Source organism: Bacteroides zhangwenhongii (assembly GCF_009193325.2).
Classification (GTDB): Bacteria; Bacteroidota; Bacteroidia; order Bacteroidales; family Bacteroidaceae; genus Bacteroides; species Bacteroides zhangwenhongii.
The window spans coordinates 1,738,358-1,764,361 of record NZ_CP059856.1 but is presented as its reverse complement, the minus strand read 5'-3'; the positions used below and the strand labels follow the sequence as shown (position 1 = coordinate 1,764,361).

23 protein-coding genes are annotated in these 26,004 nt (G+C 44.0%); 14 read left to right on the top strand and 9 right to left on the bottom strand.

What is annotated here, in order from left to right; translation table 11 throughout:
* Nucleotides 1-34 precede the first annotated feature (34 nt).
* The 7 genes from GD630_RS07070 to GD630_RS07040 all read right to left on the bottom strand — a co-directional run bounded on the left by GD630_RS07070 (nt 35) and on the right by GD630_RS07040 (nt 9,059).
* Entirely contained in the window at nt 35-1,699 is a 1,665-nt protein-coding gene (locus GD630_RS07070) for a long-chain fatty acid--CoA ligase (protein WP_007760871.1), read from the bottom strand.
* A 131-nt stretch (nt 1,700-1,830) separates the two neighbouring features.
* The gene (locus GD630_RS07065) at nt 1,831-3,294 is read right to left on the bottom strand and encodes a potassium/proton antiporter (protein WP_143865804.1); all 1,464 of its coding nucleotides are present in this window, start codon (nt 3,292-3,294) and stop codon (nt 1,831-1,833) included.
* A gap of 239 nt (nt 3,295-3,533) precedes the next feature.
* Nucleotides 3,534-5,165 (bottom strand): hydroxylamine reductase, encoded by a 1,632-nt coding sequence (gene hcp, locus GD630_RS07060; RefSeq protein ID WP_182505727.1) that lies wholly within the window; start codon nt 5,163-5,165, stop codon nt 3,534-3,536.
* Nucleotides 5,166-5,280: 115 nt separating this feature from the next.
* Nucleotides 5,281-5,949, bottom strand: a complete 669-nt coding sequence (locus GD630_RS07055; protein ID WP_143865912.1) for a Crp/Fnr family transcriptional regulator — start codon at nt 5,947-5,949, stop codon at nt 5,281-5,283.
* Between the two features lie 24 nt (nt 5,950-5,973).
* The gene (locus tag GD630_RS07050) at nt 5,974-6,777 is read right to left on the bottom strand and encodes a hypothetical protein (protein ID WP_143865806.1); all 804 of its coding nucleotides are present in this window, start codon (nt 6,775-6,777) and stop codon (nt 5,974-5,976) included.
* On the bottom strand, nt 6,758-7,573 hold the full coding sequence (locus tag GD630_RS07045; RefSeq protein WP_143865807.1) for a metallophosphoesterase family protein: 816 nt from the start codon (nt 7,571-7,573) through the stop codon (nt 6,758-6,760). The genes GD630_RS07050 and GD630_RS07045 overlap by 20 nt, the downstream gene beginning before the upstream one ends.
* A 127-nt stretch (nt 7,574-7,700) precedes the next feature.
* A complete protein-coding gene (locus tag GD630_RS07040) occupies nt 7,701-9,059 on the bottom strand; it encodes an MATE family efflux transporter (protein ID WP_143865809.1) in 1,359 nt (452 codons plus the stop codon).
* Nucleotides 9,060-9,231: 172 nt separating this feature from the next.
* Here GD630_RS07040 and GD630_RS07035 point away from each other — a divergent pair, with 172 nt between their 5' ends.
* The 3 genes from GD630_RS07035 to GD630_RS07025 all read left to right on the top strand — a co-directional run bounded on the left by GD630_RS07035 (nt 9,232) and on the right by GD630_RS07025 (nt 11,990).
* Nucleotides 9,232-9,882, top strand: a complete 651-nt coding sequence (locus GD630_RS07035) for an HAD family hydrolase (RefSeq protein ID WP_143865811.1) — start codon at nt 9,232-9,234, stop codon at nt 9,880-9,882.
* A gap of 123 nt (nt 9,883-10,005) precedes the next feature.
* The gene (gene panB, locus GD630_RS07030) at nt 10,006-10,827 is read left to right on the top strand and encodes a 3-methyl-2-oxobutanoate hydroxymethyltransferase (protein WP_007755208.1); all 822 of its coding nucleotides are present in this window, start codon (nt 10,006-10,008) and stop codon (nt 10,825-10,827) included.
* Between the two features lie 8 nt (nt 10,828-10,835).
* Nucleotides 10,836-11,990, top strand: coding sequence for an MFS transporter (locus GD630_RS07025; RefSeq protein ID WP_143865813.1), 1,155 nt, complete (start codon nt 10,836-10,838; stop codon nt 11,988-11,990).
* Nucleotides 11,991-12,161: 171 nt separating this feature from the next.
* On the opposite strand, the gene GD630_RS07020 is transcribed toward GD630_RS07025, so the two are convergent.
* On the bottom strand, nt 12,162-14,378 hold the full coding sequence (locus GD630_RS07020; protein WP_143865815.1) for a RelA/SpoT family protein: 2,217 nt from the start codon (nt 14,376-14,378) through the stop codon (nt 12,162-12,164).
* Between the two features lie 106 nt (nt 14,379-14,484).
* On the opposite strand from GD630_RS07020, the gene GD630_RS07015 reads away from it, so the two are divergent.
* The 5 genes from GD630_RS07015 to GD630_RS06995 all read left to right on the top strand — a co-directional run bounded on the left by GD630_RS07015 (nt 14,485) and on the right by GD630_RS06995 (nt 19,886).
* Nucleotides 14,485-16,002: a DUF4301 family protein gene (locus tag GD630_RS07015; RefSeq protein WP_143865817.1), complete on the top strand. Its 1,518-nt coding sequence runs from the start codon at nt 14,485-14,487 to the stop codon at nt 16,000-16,002.
* Between the two features lie 158 nt (nt 16,003-16,160).
* Complete coding sequence (locus GD630_RS07010; protein WP_143865818.1) at nt 16,161-16,784, top strand: chloramphenicol acetyltransferase; 624 nt, start codon at nt 16,161-16,163, stop codon at nt 16,782-16,784.
* A gap of 33 nt (nt 16,785-16,817) precedes the next feature.
* Entirely contained in the window at nt 16,818-18,047 is a 1,230-nt protein-coding gene (locus GD630_RS07005; protein WP_143865820.1) for an acyloxyacyl hydrolase, read from the top strand.
* Between the two features lie 23 nt (nt 18,048-18,070).
* Nucleotides 18,071-18,634, top strand: coding sequence for a Crp/Fnr family transcriptional regulator (locus GD630_RS07000; protein WP_143865822.1), 564 nt, complete (start codon nt 18,071-18,073; stop codon nt 18,632-18,634).
* Between the two features lie 97 nt (nt 18,635-18,731).
* Nucleotides 18,732-19,886 carry an acyltransferase family protein gene (locus GD630_RS06995; protein WP_143865823.1) on the top strand — a complete coding sequence of 385 codons (1,155 nt, stop codon included), beginning with the start codon at nt 18,732-18,734 and terminating at the stop codon, nt 19,884-19,886.
* A gap of 107 nt (nt 19,887-19,993) precedes the next feature.
* Here the strand turns inward: GD630_RS06995 and purT are convergent, their stop codons facing one another.
* Nucleotides 19,994-21,160: a formate-dependent phosphoribosylglycinamide formyltransferase gene (gene purT / locus GD630_RS06990; protein WP_007760834.1), complete on the bottom strand. Its 1,167-nt coding sequence runs from the start codon at nt 21,158-21,160 to the stop codon at nt 19,994-19,996.
* Nucleotides 21,161-21,801: 641 nt separating this feature from the next.
* Between purT and atpD the strand changes: the two genes are divergently transcribed.
* From atpD to atpF, 6 genes are read left to right on the top strand one after another with little or no spacing between them, the layout of a single operon-like run.
* Entirely contained in the window at nt 21,802-23,319 is a 1,518-nt protein-coding gene (atpD, locus tag GD630_RS06985; RefSeq protein WP_007760825.1) for a F0F1 ATP synthase subunit beta, read from the top strand.
* A gap of 13 nt (nt 23,320-23,332) precedes the next feature.
* The gene (atpC, locus tag GD630_RS06980; RefSeq protein ID WP_143865826.1) at nt 23,333-23,578 is read left to right on the top strand and encodes an ATP synthase F1 subunit epsilon; all 246 of its coding nucleotides are present in this window, start codon (nt 23,333-23,335) and stop codon (nt 23,576-23,578) included.
* A gap of 55 nt (nt 23,579-23,633) precedes the next feature.
* A complete protein-coding gene (locus GD630_RS06975) occupies nt 23,634-24,068 on the top strand; it encodes a hypothetical protein (RefSeq protein WP_143865828.1) in 435 nt (144 codons plus the stop codon).
* Nucleotides 24,052-25,188 carry a F0F1 ATP synthase subunit A gene (atpB, locus tag GD630_RS06970; RefSeq protein ID WP_143865830.1) on the top strand — a complete coding sequence of 379 codons (1,137 nt, stop codon included), beginning with the start codon at nt 24,052-24,054 and terminating at the stop codon, nt 25,186-25,188. The genes GD630_RS06975 and atpB overlap by 17 nt, the downstream gene beginning before the upstream one ends.
* A gap of 45 nt (nt 25,189-25,233) precedes the next feature.
* The gene (gene atpE / locus GD630_RS06965) at nt 25,234-25,491 is read left to right on the top strand and encodes an ATP synthase F0 subunit C (protein WP_004295758.1); all 258 of its coding nucleotides are present in this window, start codon (nt 25,234-25,236) and stop codon (nt 25,489-25,491) included.
* 4 nt (nt 25,492-25,495) lie between these two features.
* A complete protein-coding gene (gene atpF / locus GD630_RS06960) occupies nt 25,496-25,999 on the top strand; it encodes a F0F1 ATP synthase subunit B (RefSeq protein ID WP_007755259.1) in 504 nt (167 codons plus the stop codon).
* Nucleotides 26,000-26,004 lie beyond the last annotated feature (5 nt).

The following is a 26,004-nucleotide window of genomic DNA, read 5'->3' as shown; positions in this document are numbered from 1 at the left end:
AAGTATGTACTCTTAATTAGTCAAAGGTTCTTAATTACCCTTTTGCTTCCTGATACATAAAGCGTTTGATTGACTTTTTCGCAGTCTTTTCAAATTCTTCAAAATGGATTTTAATCTTGCTTATTTGGGAATAGTTAGGAAGTTGTTGATTCAATTCAATACGGTTTTGCTCCATTACTTTCTGAATATCCGTCTGCTGCAATCCATGAGCGAAAGCATCGTCGAAATCCGGGTAGATCAAGGCTACCAACTTATCATGTTGCAGGACGATCAGTGATTCGGCAACATACGGCATATTATTCAGCTTGCTTTCAATCTCTTCGGGATAGATATTCTGTCCGCTGGAGGTGAGGAGCAGGTTTTTGCTACGTCCGCGGACGGTTACATTCCCTTCCTCGTCTATAGTGCCGAGATCACCTGTATGCAGCCAGCCATTTACGTCAATGATTTGTGCAGTAGCTTCTTGATTTTTATAATAGCCCAACATAAGGTTGGCTCCTTTACAGATGATTTCTCCTGCATGAGTCTTAGGGTCCGGGGAATCGATTTTTACTTCCATTCGCGTCGTCGCTTTCCCGCACGAAGCAAGTTTCAGGTTTTCCCAGCGGCTGGAGCAAATGATCGGACCACATTCTGTCATACCGTAAGCGATGGTGTAGGGGAAACCTATTTTTTTGAGGAAGGCTTCTACTTCAGCATTGAAAGGAGCGCCACCGATAATGATTTCATCAAAATTACCGCCGAATATCTCCATAGCAGCTTGTCGTGCCAACGATTTGATCTTATCGTTTACAATGGGTACTTTAAGCAGTAGTTTACCGATTTTGCTGTCTACTTTGGGAAGAATATCCTTTTTTATAATTTTTTCTACAATCAATGGTACGCAGGAGATGACTCTGGGCTTTATCTCCGAAAACGATTGGGAGATAATCTTAGGAGACGGCATACGTGTCAGGAAATAGATGTGTGCGCCTGCCGAGAATCCGTATAGGAAGTCGTATACCATTCCAAATACATGTCCCATAGGAAGCATGGAAACGATATGATCTCCCGGTTTGACGGGAAGCATTTCAAAACAGTAGGCAACATTTGACCAGATACTGCGATAGGGGAGCATTACTCCTTTAGAATACCCCGTAGTGCCGGATGTATAATTGATGATTGCCAGTTCTTCCGGTCTGTCTTTTCGGTAACAGATATGTTCAGGACGGAAGTTCTTTGGATAACGTTGTCCGTAAATGGCATTCCGGTGTTCGAAAGCGTATGTGAGCTTTTCGTTGCGCGACACTAAAGAGGAGAAATCTGCCAATGATGCAATACCTTCTAATAAAGGCATTGCATCCTCATTCAGGTTTTCCCAAGCTTGATCGCCTACAAAAAGTAGTTTGGCTTCAGAATGGTTGACGATATTATGAATATTGTCTGCTTTGAATTCATGCAAAATAGGAACAATCACAGCTCCATAAGTGATGGTGGCCAAGAAAGTAACTGCCCAATGAGCACTGTTACGTCCGCAAACCGCTATTTTATCTCCCGGCTGGATTCCGGCACTTTCCAAAACAATGTGAAATTTAGCAATTTTACGTGCTACATCCTTATATTGGAGGGTAATTCCTTTATAGTCGGTCAGGGCATCTCTGTCCCAGTTTTTGATGATACTTTGCTCAATATAATCAATGAACTGATGTTCTTGTTCCATTTTGTTTTTGCACATTTAGTTTAAAACTGCGCAAAATTAATATATCATTAACGTAAACCGAATTTTAAAATCAAGTTTTACGGTTAATTAACGAAGGAATTCTGACATAATTTTACATTTCTTTTCAAATGTTATTCAGAATCAGACTCTTCTTTGGATTTCTCGGAAATAAGCAGCAACTTATCTCCTTCGTGCAATTTCAATGTTCCGTTAGGGATCAGGAATTCATCTTTGCGCTTCACAATCATGACTAGTGTACCTTTTGGCAGGTTCATATCTTTCAATGTATCTGCCTCTTCCAGCATTTCGCGGGTGACAGTCATATCACTGAGATCAGAGTCAATCTCCTCAGGCAGTTCCACCCCGAAATCGTTTCCTGTCTTTGCCAAAGGTTCGGAGAGGTGTAATATGCGGGCTACAAAGGAAATTGTGGTTCCTTGTACGACCAATGAAACGATGGTAATGAAGAATACGATATTGAATATAATATTCGAACCCTCTACTCCTGCCACTACCGGATAAGTAGCAAAGATGATAGGAACTGCGCCGCGTAATCCTACCCAAGATACAAAAACGCGTGACTTCATTGTGATTTTCCGGAATGGGAGCAGGCAGAGGAATACGCTTAACGGGCGACCGATAAGAATCATGAATACACCGATCAGCAGAGCGACAGCGGCTACTTCCAGCATTTCGTGAGGATTGACTAGCAATCCCAGGCAGAGGAACATGATGATCTGGAACAGCCAGGTAAGCCCGTCCATGAACGTATAAATCTCCTTACGGTGCATAATTTTGTTATTACCTACCATCATACCGGCGATGTATACAGCCAGATATCCATTACCTTTCATTAAATCGGTGATGGAGAAAGTGAAGAAAACGAATGCCAATAGCAGGATAGGATATAATGCCTGGTTATCGATATTAAGTTTGTTCAGCATTCGGATAGCCAGTTTCCCGAGTATATATCCTGCAGCAGCACCTACGATAAACTGAATGATAAAAGAAACGGCAATAGCGCCGACTCCCATACCCGCTGATTGGATAAACTGTATCAGAACAATGGTAAGCATATAAGCCATCGGGTCATTACTTCCACTTTCCAACTCCAGCATGGGACGTAAGTTGTGCTTCAGATTCATCTTTTGCGAACGGAGAATAGCGAAGACCGAAGCCGAATCTGTGGAAGACATGGTAGAGGCCAACAATAGGGAAGTGGTGATAGGCAAATAAATGTTCGTCCAACTCATACCGGATAGCCACCAAATGAAGAGCCCCGTAAAAAGAGCTGTGAGCAATACTCCGACAGTGGATAAGACGATACCCGGTCCTAAAATAGGTTTGATTTCTTTGAATTTCGTGTCCATACCTCCTGAGAAAAGGATGATACTCAAGGCAACCATACCGATAAATTGGGCTTCTTTGGCATTATGGAATTGAAGACCGAGTCCGTCACTTCCGAATGCCATTCCTACAACGAGGAACAGTAACAAAGTAGGTACGCCGAAACGGTATCCGGTTTTTCCAACAACAATGCTGACGAAAAGTAAGATAGAACCGATAAGTAAGGTGTTTTCTGCTGTAAATATCATATGCTATATATTATAAAGTTATAAGAATGTCGCATTATTTTTCACCGTGCGAAGTTACATATATTTAGCAACAAATGAAATACCTGTTTTGATGTATTTTTGTCAAAAATGGTAGTTAAATTGTCTAAAAAGGTCAATCTGATACTCGGAAATAGCTAATTGTGAGAATATGAAAACAGGCTCGAATGATGCGATCTGCATGATTCGAGCCTGATTGATGAATATTTAGGATAAAATACTTATGACAAGAACTTCATGATATCTTCGTCTACGGTGCTGATTCCGCCGATACCGAATTGTTCTATCAGTACATTCTTTATGTTTGGTGAAAGGAAGGCGGGAAGAGTCGGTCCTAAATGGATATTCTTCACTCCCAATGCCAATAAAGCTAATAATACAATTACTGCTTTCTGTTCATACCAGGCAATATTGTAGACGATAGGGAGTTTATTGACATCATCCAATCCGAATATTTCCTTTAATTTCAGGGCAATGACTGCTAATGAGTAACTGTCGTTACATTGTCCAGCATCCAATACGCGGGGAATACCGTTAATGTCTCCCAAAGCCAATTTATTGTATCGGTATTTTGCACAGCCGGCGGTCAATATAACCGTGTCGTTCGGCAGTTTTCGGGCAAATTCCGTATAATATTCGCGGCTTTTCATGCGCCCGTCGCAGCCTGCCATTACAAAGAATTTGCGGATAGCTCCGCTTTTTACAGCATTCACTACTTTATCTGCCAAAGCTGTCACTTGTGCATGGGCGAAGCCTCCGATAAGCGTTCCGCTTTCGATGGCTACCGGTGGCTGGCACTGTTTGGCATGGGCGATCAGTGCGGAGAAATCTTTGGGCTTTCCGTCTTTACGTTCAGGAATATAGTGTGCTCCTTCCAGACCACATGCACCTGTAATGTAGATACGGTCTTTGTAGGTGGCGTTCGCACGTGGAGGAACGATACAGTTGCTTGTGAATAAGATAGGACCATTGAAGCTCTCAAATTCTTCTTTCTGTTTCCACCAGGCGTTTCCGTAATTTCCGACCAGATGTTTATATTTCTTCAGTTGAGGGTAGTAGTGTGCGGGGAGCATTTCACTGTGGGTGTATACATCTACTCCGGTACCTTCGGTCTGTTTCAACAATTCTTCGATATCTTTCAGATCGTGTCCGCTAATGAGAATTCCCGGATTGTTATGTACACCGATGTTTACTTCTGTGATTTCGGGGTTACCGTAACTGCTAGTATTGGCTTTATCCAGTTGTGCCATAGCGGATATTCCATGTTTACCTGTTTCCAAAGTCAATTGAACTAATTCTTCTACTGTGATGTCGTTGCGGGTTAATTCGGCTAATGCATATTGCATAAAAGCGAAGATTTCCGGAGATTGATAACCGAGATTATGTGCATGTTCCACGTATGCAGCCATACCTTTTAGTCCATAATGTACCAATTCCTTTAATGAGCGAATATCTTCGTCAGGAGTGCGGAGTACACCTACGGTTTTGGATTTCTCCTCAAATTCCTTCTCACTGCCTTCCCAAAGACATTCATCAGGAGCATTTTTTATAGTTACTTTGCTACCGAGCTCTTTTTTCAGTTTCAGTCCTTCTTTGATTTTCCGGGTGATGGCCTCTTTGTCAAAGTTGGCGTTAGTGATGGTGATGAACAGTGCATCGTAGATAAATTGGTCTGCTTTTTCCGAAGGATGTCCTTCTTTGCGCAGATGTTCGTTGTATACAGCGATTCCCCGTACTACAAAAAGTAGTAAGTCTTGCAGGTTAGCCACTTCGGATGTTTTACCACATACTCCTTTCAAGGTACAACCTGTACCCATTGCTGTCTCTTGACATTGATAACAAAACATACTCATAACTTTTACGTTTTAATTAGTCTTTCAGTTTATTGAACGCAAAAGTAGGGCAAAGGTTTTACGTGATTCTGTAACTAATGTTACAACAATGAATATTTTTTTGTCTGAATACTCATTATTGGATAAGCCGGACTAGTTCTTCTTTCTGTAAAATAGTGATATGTTTACGGTCGGCTATCAATAATCCGTCTTCCTGCATATGTGCCAGTTCACGGGCGAGGGAAGGGCGGGATACTCCGAAGTAATCACTCAATTCCTGTTGTGAACGGTCGAGGATAATGTATGATTGTTGTTGCTGTTTGTAGAGCCGAAGCAGGTAAGAAGCCAGTTTCTGTCGAATCGTTTTGAATGACATAAAGAAAAGTTTATCCGACAAAGTACGGGCATAGTTGGCGGAAAGATTCATATAGTTCTCCAAAAATTGTTCGTTCTTGCGAAAGAGATTCAAAACGCTTGGTTTGGGAAGTTCGATAACCTCGGTCAACTCGTTGGCTGTTACTTCTACCGGATAACGGTTGTCCTCACCGAACAGAAATAAAGGAGCGAGTGCTCTTGGCGCAGCTATATCCTCTACTTTGATAAGCCGTCCCGAGTAATCGATCATTTCTCCGCGCACACTTCCTTTTATCAAGATTATAAGACGATTGCATACGTCTCCTTGCCGTGCCAGGATTTCCCCTTTCTTATATGAACGGGCGTGAAAACTAACTTCTTCCAGGTTGGCAGAGAGTTTTTCCGGAGTAATTCCCCGAAATAGCGGATTGTTGGTGAGGGTATGTATCATCATTATAAGTCATTGTAATTTTGTTTATAACCATTGGAATTTTAGTCCGAAAGACAAGCTGAGATAATCACGAGGACGCAGATAGCTGTTAGTAGCAGCACTGACCACATAAAGATCACAAGTACTGATTTCATAGAAAAATGTTACGGACTTGGCTAGAAACCTACGTTGCGGGTCAATATCGTAAGTCAGGCGTTGTCCCATGAAAATGTGAAAACGTACTTTGCTTGAAAAACCATAATAACCTTTTGGATAGCGTTCCGGTTCATTTACCCAAAACTGATCCCCAAATACGGTATTCATGTATAGGCCACAAGTAAGGAGTTCTGTAGAGAATCCTTTTCCTATATTAATACTCCACGGCATGTAGTTTTGTTTAAGAGTCATGGTTATTTTAGCCTTTTTTGAAGAATACTTCGGAATAAATCCAAGCAATAAATCAGTCTCCCATTGATTATGTTTTCCATAATCCCATCCCGTACCAAAAGAAAGTAATCCCATGTTGCCGGCAAACTGTATCTTAGAGTGGGTAGGAATGATTCGTTCCCAATTTCTGCGGAAACGGTGAACCCGTTTATCGTAACGGGTATGTTTAACTTTTTTCGATGTAGCGGGCAATACGGAGTCTGCTTTGATAATCGTAAATAAAGAATCTCCGGCTTGGAAGGCGATAATTGAGTCAGCCTTGATGATGAAACGCAATGAATCGGCTTTATACGTGTTGATAATTGTATCTGTTCTGTAAGTAGCCGAGACCGGACCGGAGATAGAGAGAAGTATTGATAATACTCCCGTCCATAAAATATATTTAGTATTCAACCAATTCATAATCAGGATTTTCAGAGGTGCTTTCCGGAGTTATAGTGAATACCAGATAAGTACGGTAATCCATACAATCACTGGTTATATAATGTATTCCATCATCAAAGAGTATGTCATCCCGAAAATGATGGGTATGTGCAGCTGTACAAAACTGTAGGCCCTTATACTGAGTGACATAGTGCTGGAAAACTTTTACTACATTGTTATTGAACACGTCTGTATCTGGGCGTGCGTGCATACATACCACACTCTTTTCAAATTCATCACTTCTGTTTGTTATCTCTTCTTCCATAAAGGTGAAGTTTGGAATGGGCTCGGAGTAGTCATATTCTAAAGCGTTCGTATTGAGACAGACGAACTTCACGTTGCCTGCTATAAAAGAGAAGTTGGTAGGGCCGAATACTGCTTTATAAGTTTCTTCTCCTGTTCCCAGACAATCATGATTTCCGATAAGGGCTACATAAGGTACTTTTAACCCGTTCATGATATCCCGTTGCCAGAGAAACTCTTTGGTCACTCCAAAATCACTCATATCTCCTCCATGGATTACAAAGTCAATATCATCCCGTTTATTGATCTCTTTTACGAAGTCCTCCGTTGCGTCATACCAACGTTGTGAATCTCCCATTGCAGCAAAACGGATTGTAGTTTTGCCTTTGCAATTTGCTTCTATCTTTTCCATATTATGTGCATTGACATTTGTCTCGCCACTGATGCGGACGTCATACGGATGATAATCTATCATACCGCATCCTGCGAGAAACAGACACGATAAAAGCCCATATAAATTCTTTCTCAACATAGTTTAATCGTTTGTAGTTTTGAAAACTTTATGCAAATATAGAGTTTTCAATCGGATGGGCAATTGATAAATCCCTAATTAGGACTGATTGAACAATAAAAATGAGAAAATGAACAGTAACTATCCTTTATTCAGCTATCGGCTGTTGTTTCGATACCTTTTTAATATATATCATCAAGCTGATTACTGCTGTGATAAAGGCTAAAGCATCCGACACCGGCATACTGATCCAAATACCTTTCAATCCCCACCAATTCGGGAAAAGCAACAGGCAGGGCAGAAGATAAAGCAACTGTCGCGTCAGGGATAAGAAAATGCTTATTTTCGCTTTCCCGATACTTTGGAAGAAGTTACCGATAACAATCTGTGCTCCTACGAATGGGAACATAAGTACTGCCAAGCGAAGCCCTTCTACTGCCAGATCAATCAATTCGTCACTGTCTGTGAAGAGAGCTGATACGGCATGAGGGAATAGTTCGCAAATCAGAAATCCGCTACTAGTGATAACCACTCCTGAAAGAATTCCCAGTCGTAAAGTCTGTTTGACGCGATTAAGTTTCTGTGCTCCGAAGTTATAGCCGACAATCGGCTGCATTCCCATCGTCAATCCTAATACAATCATTACGTAAAGAGTCAGCAGCCGGTTGATGATACCATACGCGCCGATAGCCATGTCTCCTCCGTGTTCCTGTAGGCTATTATTGATAATAATGACAATAATGCAAGCGCAAACATTCATTAGGAAAGGTGACATGCCGATAGCGAAAATGCTCTCTACGATTCTCCCTTTCATCTTCCAGATTGTTCCTTCGAAGTGCACTGTACTCTCTTTCTGCATGAAGTGATTTACCACCCATACCATGCCGATGAGCTGTGAAATAACCGTTGCCGTAGCAGCTCCCCGCATTCCCCATTCAAAGTGGAAGATAAAGATAGGGGCGAGGATGATATTGGCAACTACCGTCACCATCGAGGTAAGCATTGCTTTCTTCGGATACCCGGTAGCGCGCATCACATTGTTCAATCCTATCATTGTATAAGTAATAGGAGTTCCCAACAAGATTACCTGCATGAAACTGCGTGCGTATGGAAGTGTGTCGTGACTGGCACCGAAAAACAGCAGGATATCATCGAGAAAGATAAAGGACAATATTCCGAAGAAGACAGAATTGGTGATACAAAGCATAAGCGTGTGTGACAGAATTTCCGTAGCACCTTTCAGATCCTTTTGTCCCAATCGAATAGAGGCAAGGGTTGATCCGCCTGCCGATACCAATGTACAGAAAGCGACTACGAGATTCATCAAAGGGAAACTGATAGCCAGTCCTGCAATGGCCATTGCCCCCACACCATGTCCGATGAAGATACTGTCAATAATGTTGTAGATAGAAGTAATCGTCATTCCGATAATGGCAGGAATGGAATATTGTAGCAGTAACTTGCCAATGCTTTCCTTTCCTAAGATATGTGGGTCGTTCTTGCTCATACGTTGGTCGATTCGTTGGATAAATAAAAGTCGATTTGTTGGATAAAAACGTCCGTTACGTTTTTTTTAGCATTGCAAAGGTACAAATTATTTGTCTGATTCGATGATTATTCGGAACTTTGCAGGCATAGATACACAAGGTTTAACGTTTTAGGTAAAAAGAAAGTTTCATATGAATACAACGAAAACAATTGCAGCGCTGTTCGACTTTGACGGTGTTATTATGGATACGGAAACACAGTACACCGTCTTTTGGGACGAGCAGGGACGTAAATATCTGAATGAGGAAGATTTCGGACGCCGTATCAAAGGGCAGACGCTGACGCAAATCTACGAGAAATACTTTTCAGCTCTTCCGGAAGCCCGGCAGAAAATCACGGCAGACCTCAATGTTTTTGAGAAACAGATGTCCTATGAATATATTCCCGGAGTGGAAGCTTTTATCGCCGAACTCCGCCGTCATGGTGTGAAGATAGCCGTAGTAACCAGCTCTAATGGAGAGAAGATGCAGAACGTCTACAATGCTCATCCCGAGTTTCCGGCAATGGTAGACCGTATTCTTACCGGAGAGATGTTTGCCCGTTCCAAACCTGCTCCCGATTGTTTCCTTCTAGGGATGGAAGTATTTGGAGCTACTCCGGAAAACACATACGTCTTTGAAGATTCTTTTCATGGTCTGCAGGCGGGAATGACTTCCGGTGCAACCGTGATCGGTCTTGCTACAACCAATTCCCGCAAAGCCATTACCGGAAAAGCGCATTATATAATGGATGACTTTACCGGAATGAGTTATGAGAAATTGCTGTCTCTGACAAGGGATTGAGAGGATTTTTTGCATTTCCTTCTCTGTTATGAATTAAATGTTATAACTTTGCCCCCGATTTTCGGGTAGCGCCAATGCTGCCCCGATTTTAATTTTTAATTTATAATTTTTAATTAGAAAGAAATGGCTGGTTATATATCAGATGACACAAGAAAGGTGACGACACATCGCTTGGTTGAAATGAAACAGAGAGGCGAAAAGATTTCAATGCTTACTTCCTACGATTACACGATGGCGCAGATTGTGGACGGTGCGGGGATAGATGTAATCCTTGTAGGCGATTCCGCTTCCAATGTAATGGCAGGTAACGTGACTACATTGCCTATCACGCTTGACCAGATGATCTACCATGCAAAATCTGTGGTGCGTGGTGTAAAACGTGCTATGGTGGTGGTGGATATGCCTTTCGGTTCCTATCAAGGCAACGAGATGGAAGGTCTTGCTTCCGCTATCCGCATCATGAAAGAAAGTCATGCTGACGCTTTGAAGATGGAAGGCGGAGAAGAAATCATCGATACGGTGAGACGCATTGTCGGTGCAGGTATTCCGGTGATGGGACATTTGGGACTAATGCCGCAGTCTATCAACAAATACGGAACCTATACCGTGCGCGCCAAAGATGATGCCGAAGCGGAGAAATTGATTCGTGACGCTCATTTGCTGGAAGAAGCAGGTTGTTTCGCGATTGTTCTTGAAAAGATTCCCGCAACTCTTGCAGAACGTGTAGCCGGTGAGTTGACTATACCTATTATTGGTATCGGTGCCGGTGGACATGTAGATGGCCAGGTGTTGGTGATTCAGGATATGTTGGGCATGAATAATGGTTTCCGTCCCCGTTTCTTGCGTCGTTATGCCGATTTGTACACAGTGATGACCGATGCTATCAGTCGTTATGTGTCCGACGTAAAGAACTGCTACTTCCCCAACGAGAAGGAACAATATTAAAGCAATATATGGCAGTTACATTGTGGACAGCACATTTTATACGGATATGTATAGCTAATTTGCTGTTGTTTGTGTCCTTGTATGTGTTATTTCCGGTACTCTCCGTTGAGATGGCAGACCGTCTCGGAGTGCCGGTGGCACAGACAGGAGTAATCTTTCTTTTTTTTACATTGGGAATGTTCCTGATCGGTCCTTTCCATGCCTATTTGGTGGACGCTTACAAACGGAAGCACGTATGTATATATGCTTTCGCTCTTATGGTGGCAGCGACGGTAGGCTATGCGTTTGTGACGAACCTTACGGAACTTATCCTGCTAAGCACTGTACAAGGATTGGCGTTCGGTGTAGCCACTACTGCGGGTATCACGTTGGCTATCGACATCACCAACTCTACGCTCCGTAGCGCAGGGAATGTCAGTTTCTCGTGGGTAGCCCGTTTGGGAATGATTCTAGGTATCGTTCTCGGAGTCTGGCTTTATCAGAGTTATCCAATCCGGAATTTGCTGTACGTATCCGTTATTGCCGGAGTGTTAGGGATTCTTGTCGTATCAGGAATATATGTACCTTTCCGTGCACCTATTGTCACCAGACTCTATTCTTTTGACCGTTTTCTATTGTTGCGTAGTTGGATTCCGGCTATCAATATGATTCTGATTACGTTTGTTCCGGGATTGCTGATGCCTCTTGTACATCCTTTCCTGAATGATTCCATTTTGGGAAATACAGGTGTTTCAGTGCCTTTCTTTGTAGGAGTGGGGGGCGGTTACTTGGTATCTCTCTTGTTTGCTCGTCTCTTTTTCCTGAAAGAAAAAACATTGAGACTGGTAATTATGGGGCTTGGACTAGAGATTCTTGCCATATCATTGTTGAATAGTACTCCGATAGGCGTTTCTTCCATACTTTTGGGACTTGGATTAGGCTTTATCATGCCGGAGTTTCTGATTATGTTCGTGAAGTTATCCCATCATTGTCAACGGGGAACTGCAAATACCACTCATTTATTGGCTAGTGAAATGGGTATTTCTTTAGGTATCGCAGCTGCCTGCTGTATGGAGTTGGATACAGACAGGATGCTTCATATCGGTCAGATAGTAGCTTCGATAGCTTTGATATTCTTTGTTTTGGTGACTTATCCTTATTATAAAAGGAAAAAAGTGCGATAGAATTCTTCACCACAGATTAACACGGATTTTCACAGATTAAAGAAAGAAAAGGCAAAATGCAGGATTGTGCAAATTAATGCAATTTATTTTGAACTCAGTCCTTTCGGAGTGGCTATACTGTACTTGTCTTTTTAATCTGTGAGAATCTGTGTTAATCTGTGGTGAAAAAAACTAGTTCCGGCTCACTTGTTTCACTCCTTTCACTGTTCTTAGCTTTTTGATCAGCGCTTCCAGGCGACCTGTATCTCCAACCATGACCGTTAGTGTACCGGAGAACAGCCCGTCGTTTGAATCGATTCCTATGGAGCGTAGTGTGATTCCATTTTCCTTAGATATGATAGAAGTAATATTCGTCACAATGCCGATATCATCGTGCCCTACGACGCGCAGCGTAATGGGATACTGTGTCCCTTCCGACTTGCCTGCCCAACGGGCTTTCACAATCCGATAACCAAAACGTTCACGCATCTGATTGGCGTTCGGGCAGTCTGCCCGGTGAATCTTTATCCCGCCGCTTACCGTTACGAAACCGAATACATCGTCGCCATAGATAGGGTTACAACATTTCGCCAACTTGAATTCTAATCCTTTTAGATTCTGGTCGATTACGAGCACATCCTCTTTGGAGGTAGTCTCTTCCTGTGCCGCTTGCAGGTTGTACCCTTCAGCACTGCGGTAGACTATTTCGTCGCGCGTGTCGTTGTCCCGTTTCTGCTGCTCCACATATTTGTCCAGAATCTCGTTTACATCCAGCACACCATCAGCGATCTTTTGATAGAACTCCGTCACGTTTTTAAAGCCCAAACGCTTGATGAGGCGCATCATGGTCGCTTCATCATACTCCAGTTTGCGGTTTTTGAATTTTCGTTCAAGTGTTTCTTTTGCAAAGTCATGTTGGCGTGCCACCATTTCTTTGAGCGCCTGCCGTATCTTCGTTCGGGCTTTGGAGGTAGTTACGATGTTCAGCCAATCCTGCTTCGGATTCTGGGTATTTGAAGTCATGATTTCCACCTGGTCGCCACTGTTCAACTTCTGCTTCAGTTGGACATTTTTGCCGTTTACTTTAGCGCCGATACATTTGCATCCCAGTTTGCTATGGATATGAAAGGCAAAGTCGAGTACCGTAGCCCCTTTTGCCAACTTGAACAAATCCCCTTTAGGAGTGAACACGAAAACCTCGTCCTCGTAAAGATCCATCTTGAACTGATCCATCATCTTCATTGAGTCGTTGTCTGCATTCTCCAACGCCTCTCGTACCGAAGTCAGCCATTCGTCCAGGCCCGTTTCTCCTTTGATACCTTTATATCTCCAGTGCGCGGCCAGTCCCCGTTCGGCAATCTCATCCATGCGGCGGGTACGTATCTGCACTTCCACCCATTTCCCTTCCGGTCCCATTACGGTGATATGCAATGACTCGTAACCGTTGCTTTTCGGAATCGACAGCCAGTCACGCAGACGCTTCGGGTTAGGCTGATACATATCTGTCACGATAGAATATACCTGCCAGCATTCCTGCTTTTCTTTTGCCGGGTCAGGTTCCGAATCCAGGATAATGCGGATAGCGAACAGATCATAAATACCCTCAAACGGGGTTTTCTGCTTCTGTATCTTGTTCCATATCGAATGAATGGACTTGGTACGTCCTTTGATGTCGAACTTCAAGCCCGCTTCCGTCACTTTCTTCTTGATCGGTTCGATAAAGGCAGCGATATACTTGTCGCGTGACGCCTTCGTCTCGTTCAACTTATCCTTTATAAAATAATAAGTATCCCGTTGTGTGTATTTCAGCGATAAGTCTTCCAATTCCGATTTCAGCTTATAGAGCCCCAGCTTATGTGCCAACGGAGCATACAGATAAGCAGCCTCGTTGGCCACCTTTATCCGGTCTTCCTCGTTTCCCGTATCCTTGATTTGGCGCATTACATTCACACGGTCAGCTATCATAATCAGGATCACACGCATATCTTCAGCAAAGGATAGCAGGAGGTTACGGAAATTCTCCGACTCTATTGCCGGGCTCTTCGCATACAACTCATTCGTTTTCACCAATCCCTTGATGATACTTGCCACATCCTCTCCGTATTCCACGCTTACCTCGTCGATAGACAGAATATGCGTTTTTACAATCTCGTGCAGCATGATACCGATAAGGCACGAACCTTTCATTCCGATTTCTTCGGCTACGATGACTGCCGTTTGCAGATCTTTGATAACGGGATTCATCCCGAAGTTATTGCGTTGCAGCCCGTTACATTGGGCAGCTTTGATAAGATGATTCTTTAATTTTATACAATCCTTCCAGGAAATACTGTCTCCGGCAGATTGCATCAAGTGCCGATAGAGTGAAAAAAGCTCCTTTTTTTCCTCTGATGTAAAAAAGTCGTCCATATTCAATCTTGTTAATTCGATGTAAAATTACTTTTTTTATTGGTTATTCGGCAAGAAGTAAATAACATTTTGTATTTTTGGGCATCAATTAATAAAATTAGATATTATGATAACGACACAGGACAAAGAGTTGCTTGCCAAGAAAGGCATTACGGAAGCGCAAATAGCAGAGCAACTGGCTTGCTTCCAGACAGGTTTCCCTTATCTGAAACTGGATGCGGCTGCTTCCATTGAAAGAGGTATATTGGCTCCCAATACAGAAGAACAGAAAGCTTATCTGGCAGCGTGGGACGCATATACAAACACGGATAAGACGATTGTAAAGTTCGTACCGGCTTCGGGTGCTGCAAGTCGTATGTTCAAGAACCTATTCGAGTTCCTTTCTGCTGATTATGACAAACCGACAACCAAGTTTGAACAAGCATTCTTTGCCGGTATCAAGGATTTTGCTTTTTATGACGATCTCGATGCAGCTTGCCGACGCATTACCGGGAAGAATATCGCCGGGTTGATGGAAGAAGGCAATTATAAAGCTGTGGTATCCGCATTGCTCGAAACTGCCGGCTTGAATTATGGTGCACTGCCGAAAGGTCTGCTCAAATTCCATAAATATCCCGAAGGTGCACGCACTCCATTAGAGGAACATTTGGCTGAAGGCGCCATGTATGCAGCAGGAAAGAGTGGCAAAGTGAACGTACATTTCACCGTGTCTACCGAACACCGAGAACTTTTCAAGAAACTGGTGGAAGAGAAAGCCGGTGAGTTTGCCAAACGTTATGGAGTAGATTATTATATCACCTTCTCCGAACAGAAGCCGAGTACCGATACGATTGCCGCTGATATGGACAACCAGCCGTTCCGTGATAACGGCAAACTCTTGTTCCGTCCGGGTGGTCATGGAGCATTGATCGAGAATCTGAACGATCTCGATGCGGATGTTATCTTCATCAAGAACATCGACAATGTAGTTCCCGATAAACTGAAAGCGGACACCGTTACTTATAAAAAACTGATTGCCGGTGTACTCGTTACCTTACAAAAACAGGCATTCGAATATCTCGAACTGCTCGATAGCGGAAAATATACGCACGAACAGATGATGGAAATGCTGCAATTCCTGCAAAAGAAACTTTTCTGCAAGAATCCGGAAACGAAAGACCTCGAAGATTCTGTGCTTGCTATTTACCTGAAGAACAAATTGAACCGTCCGATGCGCGTTTGCGGAATGGTGAAGAATGTGGGTGAACCGGGTGGCGGTCCGTTCCTGGCATACAACAGTGACGGAACGATCTCTCTTCAAATTCTTGAGAGCTCGCAGATCGACATGAACGATCCGCAGAAAAAGGAAATGTTCGAGAAGGGTACGCACTTCAATCCGGTGGACTTGGTATGTGCCGTGCGTGATTATAAAGGTCATAAGTTCGATTTGGTGAAATACGTAGACAAGGCGACCGGCTTTATCTCTTACAAGTCGAAAAACGGCAAGGAACTGAAAGCTCTCGAACTTCCTGGTTTGTGGAATGGTGCGATGAGTGATTGGAACACTGTTTTTGTAGAAGTGCCACTTTCCACTTTCAACCCGGTAAAAACTGTGAACGACCTGCTGCGTGAGCAACATCAGTAATTTATTCACCACAGATTACACGGATTAGCACAGATTATCAATATAGAGAATTTCAGTGTTTGCTGGGCTTTTTAAATTTCTCAATCGGGGTTTTAATCCGGAATCAATCTGTGATTATCTGTGTAATCTGTGGTGAAACTTTAAAAAGAGTGTTTAGAATGAATCAGATAGAGAAGATCATCGATATTGCTACTTGGAACAGAAGAGAACATTACGAACATTTCAGTGCTTTTGACGATCCGTTTTTCGGAGTGACCGTTCAGGTAGACTGTACGCGCACGTATCAGGAAGCCAAAGCCAAAGGTATATCTTTTTCCCTGTTAGTCCTCCACCGGATAACGACTGCCGCTGCTGCGGTAGAAGAATTCCGTTACCGCATCGAAGGCGATAAGGTGGTGTGCTATGACAGCCTTCTGCCCGAAGCCACTGTAGGTCGTGCCGACCATACTTTTTCTTTTGCCGCCTTTGAATACGATCCGGACGAACTCGTCTTTATCCGCCGGGCAAAAGCAGAGATGGAACGTTTGCAAGCCACTACGGGACTCAACAAAGGAGGCACTTTCCATCCCAATGCCATACATTATTCGGCAGTGCCGTGGCTCTCATTCACCGACATGAAGCACCCCACCAATATGCGTTCGGGAGACAGTGTTCCCAAAATCTCCACCGGAAAGTACTTCCGCGACGGAGAAAGACTGATGATGCCCGTTTCCGTAACCTGCCATCATGGATTGATGGACGGCTATCATGTGGCACAGTTCATTGAGAAGCTCCATTTGTAACTTCCGTTCTGAAAAGACAAACCAGACTATTATATGAGAGTAAAGATACCCGGATGGGAAATCGTTGTAATCTGTTCCGCCTTGCTTTTCCCCTTCACTTCGCTTTGTGCGCAGGAGGCAGACCAACCTTTCATTCACCGGTTGGGGATAGAGGCGCGGCCGCAATACGTATTCCCCACCAATCCTTTCCTGCAAGGTGAGAACGAACGGTGGAAACCCATCCAGAGTTCATTTGCCGCTCATCTGAAATACTCTTTCAAGTATCGTCCCAACACCTGTGCCGACCGTATCTATGGCGGAGCTTATCAAGGTTTCGGCTTGGCCTTCACCACCTTTGGCGATAAAAAGCAGTTGGGCGATCCGATGACGTTCTACGTCTTTCAAGGTGCACGCATTGCCCGTTTCCATCCCCGCCTTTCGCTCAATTACGAGTGGAATTTCGGAATCTCTGCCGGATGGAAACCTTATGACAACGATTACAACTCCTACAACGGAGCCGTAGGCTCACGGGTGAATGCCTACCTCAACGCAGGTATCTACCTTAACTGGTCGCTTTCCCGTTATTTCGACTTTATCATCGGCGGAGACTTCACGCATTTCTCCAACGGCAACACCAAGTTTCCCAATGCAGGTATCAACACCACCGGAGCGAAAATCGGACTGGTATACAACTTCAACCGAGAAGAAGCCGACCTCACTAAATCATTGGTTCATCCCTACGTTCCCCGTTTTCCGCGACACATCAGTTATGACCTTGTGTTGTTCGGCTCGTGGCGTCGCAAAGGTGTCTATGTAGGTGAAAAACAGATTGCATCACCGGGCAGCTATCCCGTAGCGGGGTTCAACTTTGCTCCGATGTACAATTTCAACTATAAGCTGCGTTTCGGAGTTTCGCTGGATGGTGTCTATGACGGCAGTGCCAATGTGTACACCGAAGATGCGCTGGTGGAGTACGATGCAGGCAGCGGTTCCTCCCGTCGTAAATTTCTTGTGCCGGGCATCCAGCATCAGCTTGCGTTGGGACTTTCCGGACGGGCCGAATACGTGATGCCGTTTTTTACCATCGGTGTCGGCTTGGGAACGAATGTGCTGGGGCGTGGCGATTTACGCGGACTGTATCAGGTCTTTGCGTTGAAGATCAATGTCACCCGGAATTCATTCCTTCACATTGGCTACAATCTCCAGAATTTCCAGACCCCTAATTATCTGATGCTCGGTCTTGGTTTCCGTTTTAATAATAAATATCCTAAAGTACGTCATTAACTCCCAATACACCATTCCCCCAAATGGAAAATATCATTCGTAAAATCAAGCAAATCTATCCGGTTTCCGACGAAGCACTTCAAGCGCTTCAGGCGAATATGGAATTAAGGTATTATCCCAAAGATACCCGTATCGTTCAGTCAGGTGTCACAGACCGTCTGGTTTATTTTATTGAAGAGGGTATCACCCGTTCCGTATTCCACCACAACGGAGAGGATACCACTACGTGGTTCAGTCAGGAGGGCGACGTAACGTTCGGCATGGATTCGCTCTACTATCAGCAACCATCGGTAGAAAGCGTTGAAACGCTTTCCGATTGCAAAATCTACGTCATCCACATCGACAAGCTGAATGTCCTTTACGAAACATATATCGACATAGCCAACTGGGGAAGAATCTTGCATCAGAATGTGAATAAGGAGCTTAGCCATATGTTTGTGGAGCGCCTTCAACTTTCGCCCAAAGAACGTTACGAACAGTTCAACCGCCGCTATCCCGGACTGATAAACCGAGTGAAACTGAAATATGTGGCTGCCTTTCTGGGCATTTCCATCTATACCCTTAGCCGGGTACGTGCTAAAAAATAGCGATTAGCCAGGCTTTTTTGCTTTAGAGCAAAGAAACTTCGTAGCGCAAACCGTATCTTTGCCCTCTGAAAATACTAACTTACTAATAGAAAAACAAATGTCGAACATTTCTGCTTCAGCCTTTTCAGATACCAAGGCTCATTATGAACTTCTTGACGGACTTCGCGGTGTGGCAGCTCTTATGGTGATATGGTATCACGTATTCGAGGGCTTCGCTTTTGCCGGTAATAGTGCTATTGAAACTCTGAATCACGGATATTTAGCCGTGGATTTCTTTTTTATCCTTTCGGGTTTTGTGATCGGTTACGCTTACGACGACCGTTGGGGTAAGAGTCTCACCATGAAAGATTTCTTTAAACGCCGATTGATACGTCTTCATCCTATGGTTGTTCTGGGGGCTGTTCTGGGAGCTATCACGTTCTGCATTCAGGGTTCTGTGCAATGGGATGGAACGCACGTTGCCATATCCATGGTGATGCTGTCTCTTCTTTGCACGATATTTTTCATTCCTGCCATGCCGGGTGCGGGCTATGAGGTTCGTGGCAATGGCGAGATGTTTCCGTTGAATGGTCCGTGCTGGTCGTTGTTTTTCGAGTATATAGGCAATATCCTTTATGCGTTATTCATTCGCCGTCTGTCTAATAAAGCGTTGGCTGTGATGGTGGTATTGCTGGGAGTGGCGTTGACGTTGTTCGCCATCTTCGATGTCTCCACTTATGGAAACATTGGGGTAGGGTGGACGCTGGATGGCGTAAACTTTCTGGGCGGATTATTGAGAATGCTTTTCCCTTTCTCTTTGGGTATGCTTTTATCCCGCAATTTCAAACCTGTGAAAGTGAAAGGTGCTTTCTGGATATGTACCCTTATATTGATTGCCCTGTTTTTCGTTCCTTATTTGGAGGGTGCAGAGCCGGTTTGTACGAACGGTGTGTATGAAGCGTTTTGTATTGTCGTTGCTTTCCCTATCCTTGTGTGGTTGGGTGCGTCGGGAAGTACGACGGATAAGCAGTCAACGCAGATATGTAAGTTCTTGGGAGATATATCTTATCCGATCTACGTGATACACTATCCGTTGATGTATCTGTTCTATGCATGGCTGATTAAGAATCAACTCTATACGCTGGGTGAGACTTGGCAGGTAGCTTTATGTGTTTATGCATTGTGCATTGTACTGGCTTATCTAAGCTTGAAATTCTATGACGAACCTTTACGCAAGTATTTGGCAAAGCGTTTTTTGAGCAAGAAACGATAGGCGGTAGTTTTTTATAGAGAAAATAAAGAGGGTATCCGTGGACACCCTCTTTTTGTTTTCTCTATTATTCTTCTAATTCTCCATGATTCCTTATCTTCCTTCCGGTTTTAATAAACCTCTACTTTCTCGGCAATTCTCTTGGCCTTATCACGCAGGGCATCCAAGTCGGCATTCAGCGGAGCATAGCAAAGCACTACTCCCATGCGGCGGTTGACACGGGTAAACGGTTTGCCGAATATGCGGAGGTAGGTATCTTCTTCTTTCGTCACTTCTTCCATGCCACGATATTGCGGGCGTTCCTGGCTGGCAATCGGGGAAAGGATCACAGCGCTTGCGCCTATCCGTTCTTGTTTGATGCCGGGAATAGGCAGACCGAGTACGGCACGTAAATGTAGCTCGAACTCATTCAGGTTTTGTGTACCCGCCAATGTCACCATACCAGTGTCATGCGGACGAGGAGAAAGTTCGGAGAAATAAACTCCGTTCTCGTGGCTTAGGAAGAACTCAACTCCCCAAAGTCCTGCGCCTGTCAATGCACGGGTTACTTTTTCGGCCATCTCTTCCGCTTCTTTCAAATGGGCGGGATCAATGTGTGCAGGCTGGAAACTTTCACGATAGTCGCCACCTTTCTGCACGTGTCCGATGGGAGGGCAGAAGAGGGTAGGACCATTCTTTTGGGTAACGGTGAGCAGGGTGATTTCGCTGTCGAACTTGATAAATTCTTCAATGATAAGCTCACGGATATCGCCACGGCTGCCACTGCATCCGTATTCCCAGGCGTGTTCGAGTTCGTCGGCACTCTTCACAAGCGATTGTCCTTTGCCGGAAGAAGACATCAACGGTTTAACGACACAAGGGAAACCGATTTTATCGGCAGCTTCTTTCAGTTCTTCCAGGGTTTTGGCATAGAAGTATTTGGCTGTTTTCAGTCCGAGTTCTTGGGCGGCAAGGTCGCGAATGGCTTTACGGTTCATGGTGAAGTTCACGGCACGAGCACTGGGAACTACCTGAATGCCTTCTTTTTCGAAGTCGTATAAACGTTCTGTGCGGATTGCTTCAATCTCCGGAACGATAATGTCCGGACGGTGCTTCTTCACCACGCGTTCCAATTCTTCACCGTTCAACATATCGAATATTTCAAATTCATCGGCCACTTGCATAGCCGGTGCTCCTGCATAGGAGTCGCAAGCAATGATGTGCTGGCCTTTACGTTGAGCTGAAATTACAAATTCTTTTCCTAGTTCGCCGGAACCGAGTAACAGTATTTTCTTCATCATTTTGAGTGTTTTATATTAGTAGTGCAAAATTACAGTAAAAAATGGATAATATACATATTATCGGCGTATTTAAATTTTTGTTTTATAAATATGATGTGAACTTTAGTGCGGAAATGCGGAATATGGAGAAATGGATAGTTGAAAAATAGAGCCCCACCTTTAAACTTTATTAAGGAATATCCAGAAAATGGAATTTATTGTGTTCGAGCACAAAACTAGTTGTTTTTGCCACTATTTTGTAAAATTGCTAATCCGTTGATTTTTAACAAAGAGATAGGAAACTGAATGAGTGTTTTTAGTTTATTGATGAATTATTATCTTCAAGCTTATTTTGGTATTGATTTGTAGCTGAATTTTGTCTAAATTGGTCAATTTGTAGTCATTGTAGGTCTAATAAGTGTTATCGAACAACAAATAATGAAAAAGGAAGAACAATGACACAGAATTGTTTCTACATTTGCGCAGTTGTTTATTTAACTATTTCTAAGGGCAGAAGTTTATCAGATATAGAAAATAGTTGAACAAAAGCTGAACTTAGCTGTTATTATAATAGTGAAACAGGTAAAACGCGAAACGTTCCTTGTCATACTATTTTTTCAATAGGAATAGAGAAGAATAATATAAATAAAAGATTGCTTATGTCACAGATTATCGGACATATCTCGCAGGTGATCGGCCCTGTGGTCGATGTGTACTTTGAAGGTACGGATGCAGAAATGGTGTTACCAAGCATTCATGATGCATTGGAGATAAAGAGGCCAAACGGCAAAATACTGATTGTAGAGGTTCAGCAGCATATCGGTGAAAATACGGTACGTACCGTAGCAATGGACAGTACCGATGGGCTTCAACGCGGCTTAAAGGTATATCCCACCGGAGGTCCTATCACAATGCCGATTGGCGAACAGATTAAAGGACGATTGATGAATGTAGTCGGTGATTCTATTGATGGTATGAAAGGACTCGACCGCAAAGGTGCATATTCCATTCACCGCGACCCCCCTAAGTTTGAAGATTTGACAACTGTGCAGGAAGTACTCTTCACAGGTATCAAGGTAATCGACCTGCTCGAACCGTATGCCAAAGGTGGTAAGATAGGTTTGTTTGGCGGTGCTGGTGTAGGAAAAACTGTATTGATTCAGGAACTTATCAATAACATAGCCAAAAAGCACAACGGCTTTTCTGTATTTGCCGGAGTAGGTGAACGTACCCGTGAAGGTAATGACTTGCTGCGCGAGATGATCGAATCGGGCGTTATCCGTTACGGTGAAGCGTTCAAGGAAGGTATGGAGAAAGGTCACTGGGATCTTTCAAAAGTCGATTATAACGAGTTGGAGAAATCGCAGGTATCTTTGGTATTCGGTCAGATGAATGAACCGCCGGGCGCACGTGCTTCCGTTGCATTGTCCGGACTGACGGTAGCGGAATCATTCCGTGATGCCGGAAAAGAAGGCGAGAAGCGTGATATCCTGTTTTTTATAGATAATATTTTCCGTTTTACGCAGGCCGGTTCGGAAGTATCCGCTCTTTTGGGACGTATGCCTTCCGCCGTTGGTTACCAACCGACATTGGCTACGGAAATGGGTGCCATGCAAGAACGTATCACTTCTACCCGTAAAGGTTCTATTACTTCTGTACAGGCTGTATATGTGCCTGCCGATGACTTGACAGACCCGGCTCCTGCAACTACTTTCAGCCATTTGGACGCGACGACCGTGCTCGACCGTAAGATTACAGAGCTTGGTATTTATCCGGCTGTAGACCCATTGGCTTCTACATCCCGTATCCTCGATCCGCATATTGTCGGTCAGGAACATTACGATGTAGCGCAACGGGTAAAGCAGATTCTCCAGCGTAATAAGGAACTACAGGATATAATCTCCATACTTGGTATGGAAGAACTGTCGGAAGAGGACAAGACGGTCGTGAACCGTGCCCGCCGTGTGCAGCGCTTCTTGTCGCAGCCGTTTGCCGTAGCCGAGCAGTTTACGGGTGTACCGGGCGTAATGGTGACGATCGAAGATACGATTAAAGGCTTTAAGATGATTTTGGATGGCGAGGTTGATTATCTCCCCGAACAGGCATTCTTGAATGTCGGAACAATCGAGGAAGCGATAGAGAAAGGTAAGAAACTGCTGGAACAGGCAAAGAAATAAAAACATAAGAAGGATGAAAGAACTGCATTTGAGTATAGTATCGCCCGAAAAGAGTATATTCGACGGAGATGTGAAGATTGTCACATTGCCGGGTACGCTTGGTTCGTTTTCTATTCTTCCCGGACATGCGCCTATCGTCTCGTCATTGCAAGCGGGTACGTTGAGTTACACGACGATGGAAGGCGAGGAGCGTACGATAGATATTCAGGGTGGTTTTGTCGAACTGAGTGACGGTACGGTTTCCGCTTGCATCTCTTGACAGACGGGTGACAGTCGGCTGACAGAAGACAATATATTAAGAAAAACACAGTGACATGGTGAACATTACGAAAACGAAACGAAATTTTATCGGGTTGCATACGCTGTTTGCAATCATAAGTGCAGGATTGGGAGCGGTTATTTTGCATATAGCTCTGCCGGGACACTACTTCGGAGGATACCCGTTTATTCCGGTCTATTTTTATCTATTCGGTTTGTTTAGTATCTATATGTTCGATGCGTGCCGGCTGCACGCTCCCCAGAAAATGTTACTGTTGTATCTGGCAATAAAGATGGTAAAGATGATTCTTTCTATCATTCTAGTCCTGATTTATTGTATAGCCGTGCGCGAAGAGGCTAAGGCTTTTTTGCTGACGTTTATCTCATTCTATTTGATATATCTGATATTCGAAACCTGGTTCTTTTTCTCTTTTGAGGTGAATCAGAAACGGAAAAAGCAAAATAAGAAGAAAAATGAAACAGTTGCATAACATAATGGCTCCGTTGATATTGTTCTGCCTGATGATGGTGTCCGGTCTGCCCGGCTTTGCACAAGAGCAGGGAGAAGCGACTTCACAGGTGCAGGATGTGATTACTCCGAAAGAGGAACAGGAGAATACGGTGGACGTGAAAGAAATCGTATTCGGACATATCGGAGACTCTTACGAATGGCATATTACCACGTGGGGTAAAACGCACATTACTATACCATTACCTATTATTGTTTATAGTAATAGTACAGGCTGGCATGTGTTCCTTTCTTCTCGTCTCGAAGAGAACGGAGGCACGTATGAGGGGCTTTCGATAGCTCCGGAAGGAAGTAAGTACGAGGGCAAACTGGTGGAATACAATGCGGCGGGCGAACAAGTCCGTCCTTGGGATATATCCATTACGAAAGTTACGTTCGCCTTACTGTTCAATAGCGTATTGTTGCTGGTAATCGTCTTGAGTGTGGCGCACTGGTACAGAAAACGTCCGCAGGGAGCCAAAGCTCCGGGTGGATTTGTCGGATTCATGGAAATGTTCATTATGATGGTGAATGACGACATTATTAAAAGCTGTGTCGGTCCTAATTACCGGAAATTTGCCCCCTATCTGCTGACGGCATTCTTTTTCATCTTTATCAATAATATGATGGGACTGATTCCGTTCTTTCCCGGAGGTGCGAATGTGACGGGAAATATTGCTATCACAATGGTACTTGCCGTATGCACGTTTCTGGCGGTCAACATTTTCGGAACGAAGCATTACTGGAAAGATATATTCTGGCCTGATGTTCCTTGGTGGCTGAAAGTGCCTGTGCCGATGATGCCGTTTATCGAGTTCTTCGGGATCTTTACAAAACCGTTTGCTTTGATGATCCGTCTTTTTGCCAATATGCTGGCGGGACACATGGCAATGTTGGTGCTTACTTGCTTGATATTTATCTCGGCAAGTATGGGACCTGCCTTGAACGGCACGCTGACAGTAGCCTCCGTATTGTTCAACATCTTTATGAATGCGCTTGAATTGTTGGTCGCTTTCATCCAGGCATACGTATTCACCATGTTGTCGGCTGTGTTTATCGGGTTGGCGCAGGAAGGAGCCAAAGTGAAAGCGGAAGAGAAATAAATAATTAAACGAGAGAAAATATAAACCATTTTAAAACTGAAAATTATGTTACTATCAGTATTGTTACAAGCCACTGCAGCAGCAGTAGGAGTAAGTAAATTAGGTGCAGCTATCGGTGCAGGTCTTGCAGTAATCGGAGCTGGTTTGGGTATTGGTAAAATTGGTGGTTCGGCAATGGAAGCTATCGCACGCCAGCCGGAAGCCTCAGGTGACATTCGTATGAATATGATTATCGCCGCCGCTTTGATTGAAGGTGTGGCACTGTTGGCGGTAGTTGTTTGTCTATTGGTATTCTTCCTCTAAGCCTATGTCATTACTATTACCTGATAGTGGCCTGTTGTTCTGGATGTTCCTCTCATTCGGGATTGTGTTCGTGATATTGGCGAAATACGGCTTCCCCGTCATTATAAAAATGGTGGAAGGCCGTAAAACCTATATCGACCAGTCTTTGGAGGTGGCGAGGGAAGCCAATGCACAGTTGTCCAGACTGAAAGAAGAGGGCGACGCGTTGGTGGCTGCTGCCAACAAGGAACAAGGACGCATCTTGAGGGAAGCAATGGAAGAACGTGACAAAATTGTTCACGAGGCCCGTAAGCAAGCCGAGATAGCCGCACAAAAAGAACTTGATGCGGTGAAGCAACAAATCCAGATAGAGAAAGACGAGGCTATCCGCGACATCCGTCGTCAGGTGGCTGTCCTTTCGGTGGACATTGCCGAGAAAGTGCTCCGCAAGAATCTTGCAGATAAGGAAGCACAGATGGGGATGATCGACCGTATGTTGGATGAAGTATTAACCCCGAATAAGAACTAAGGAAA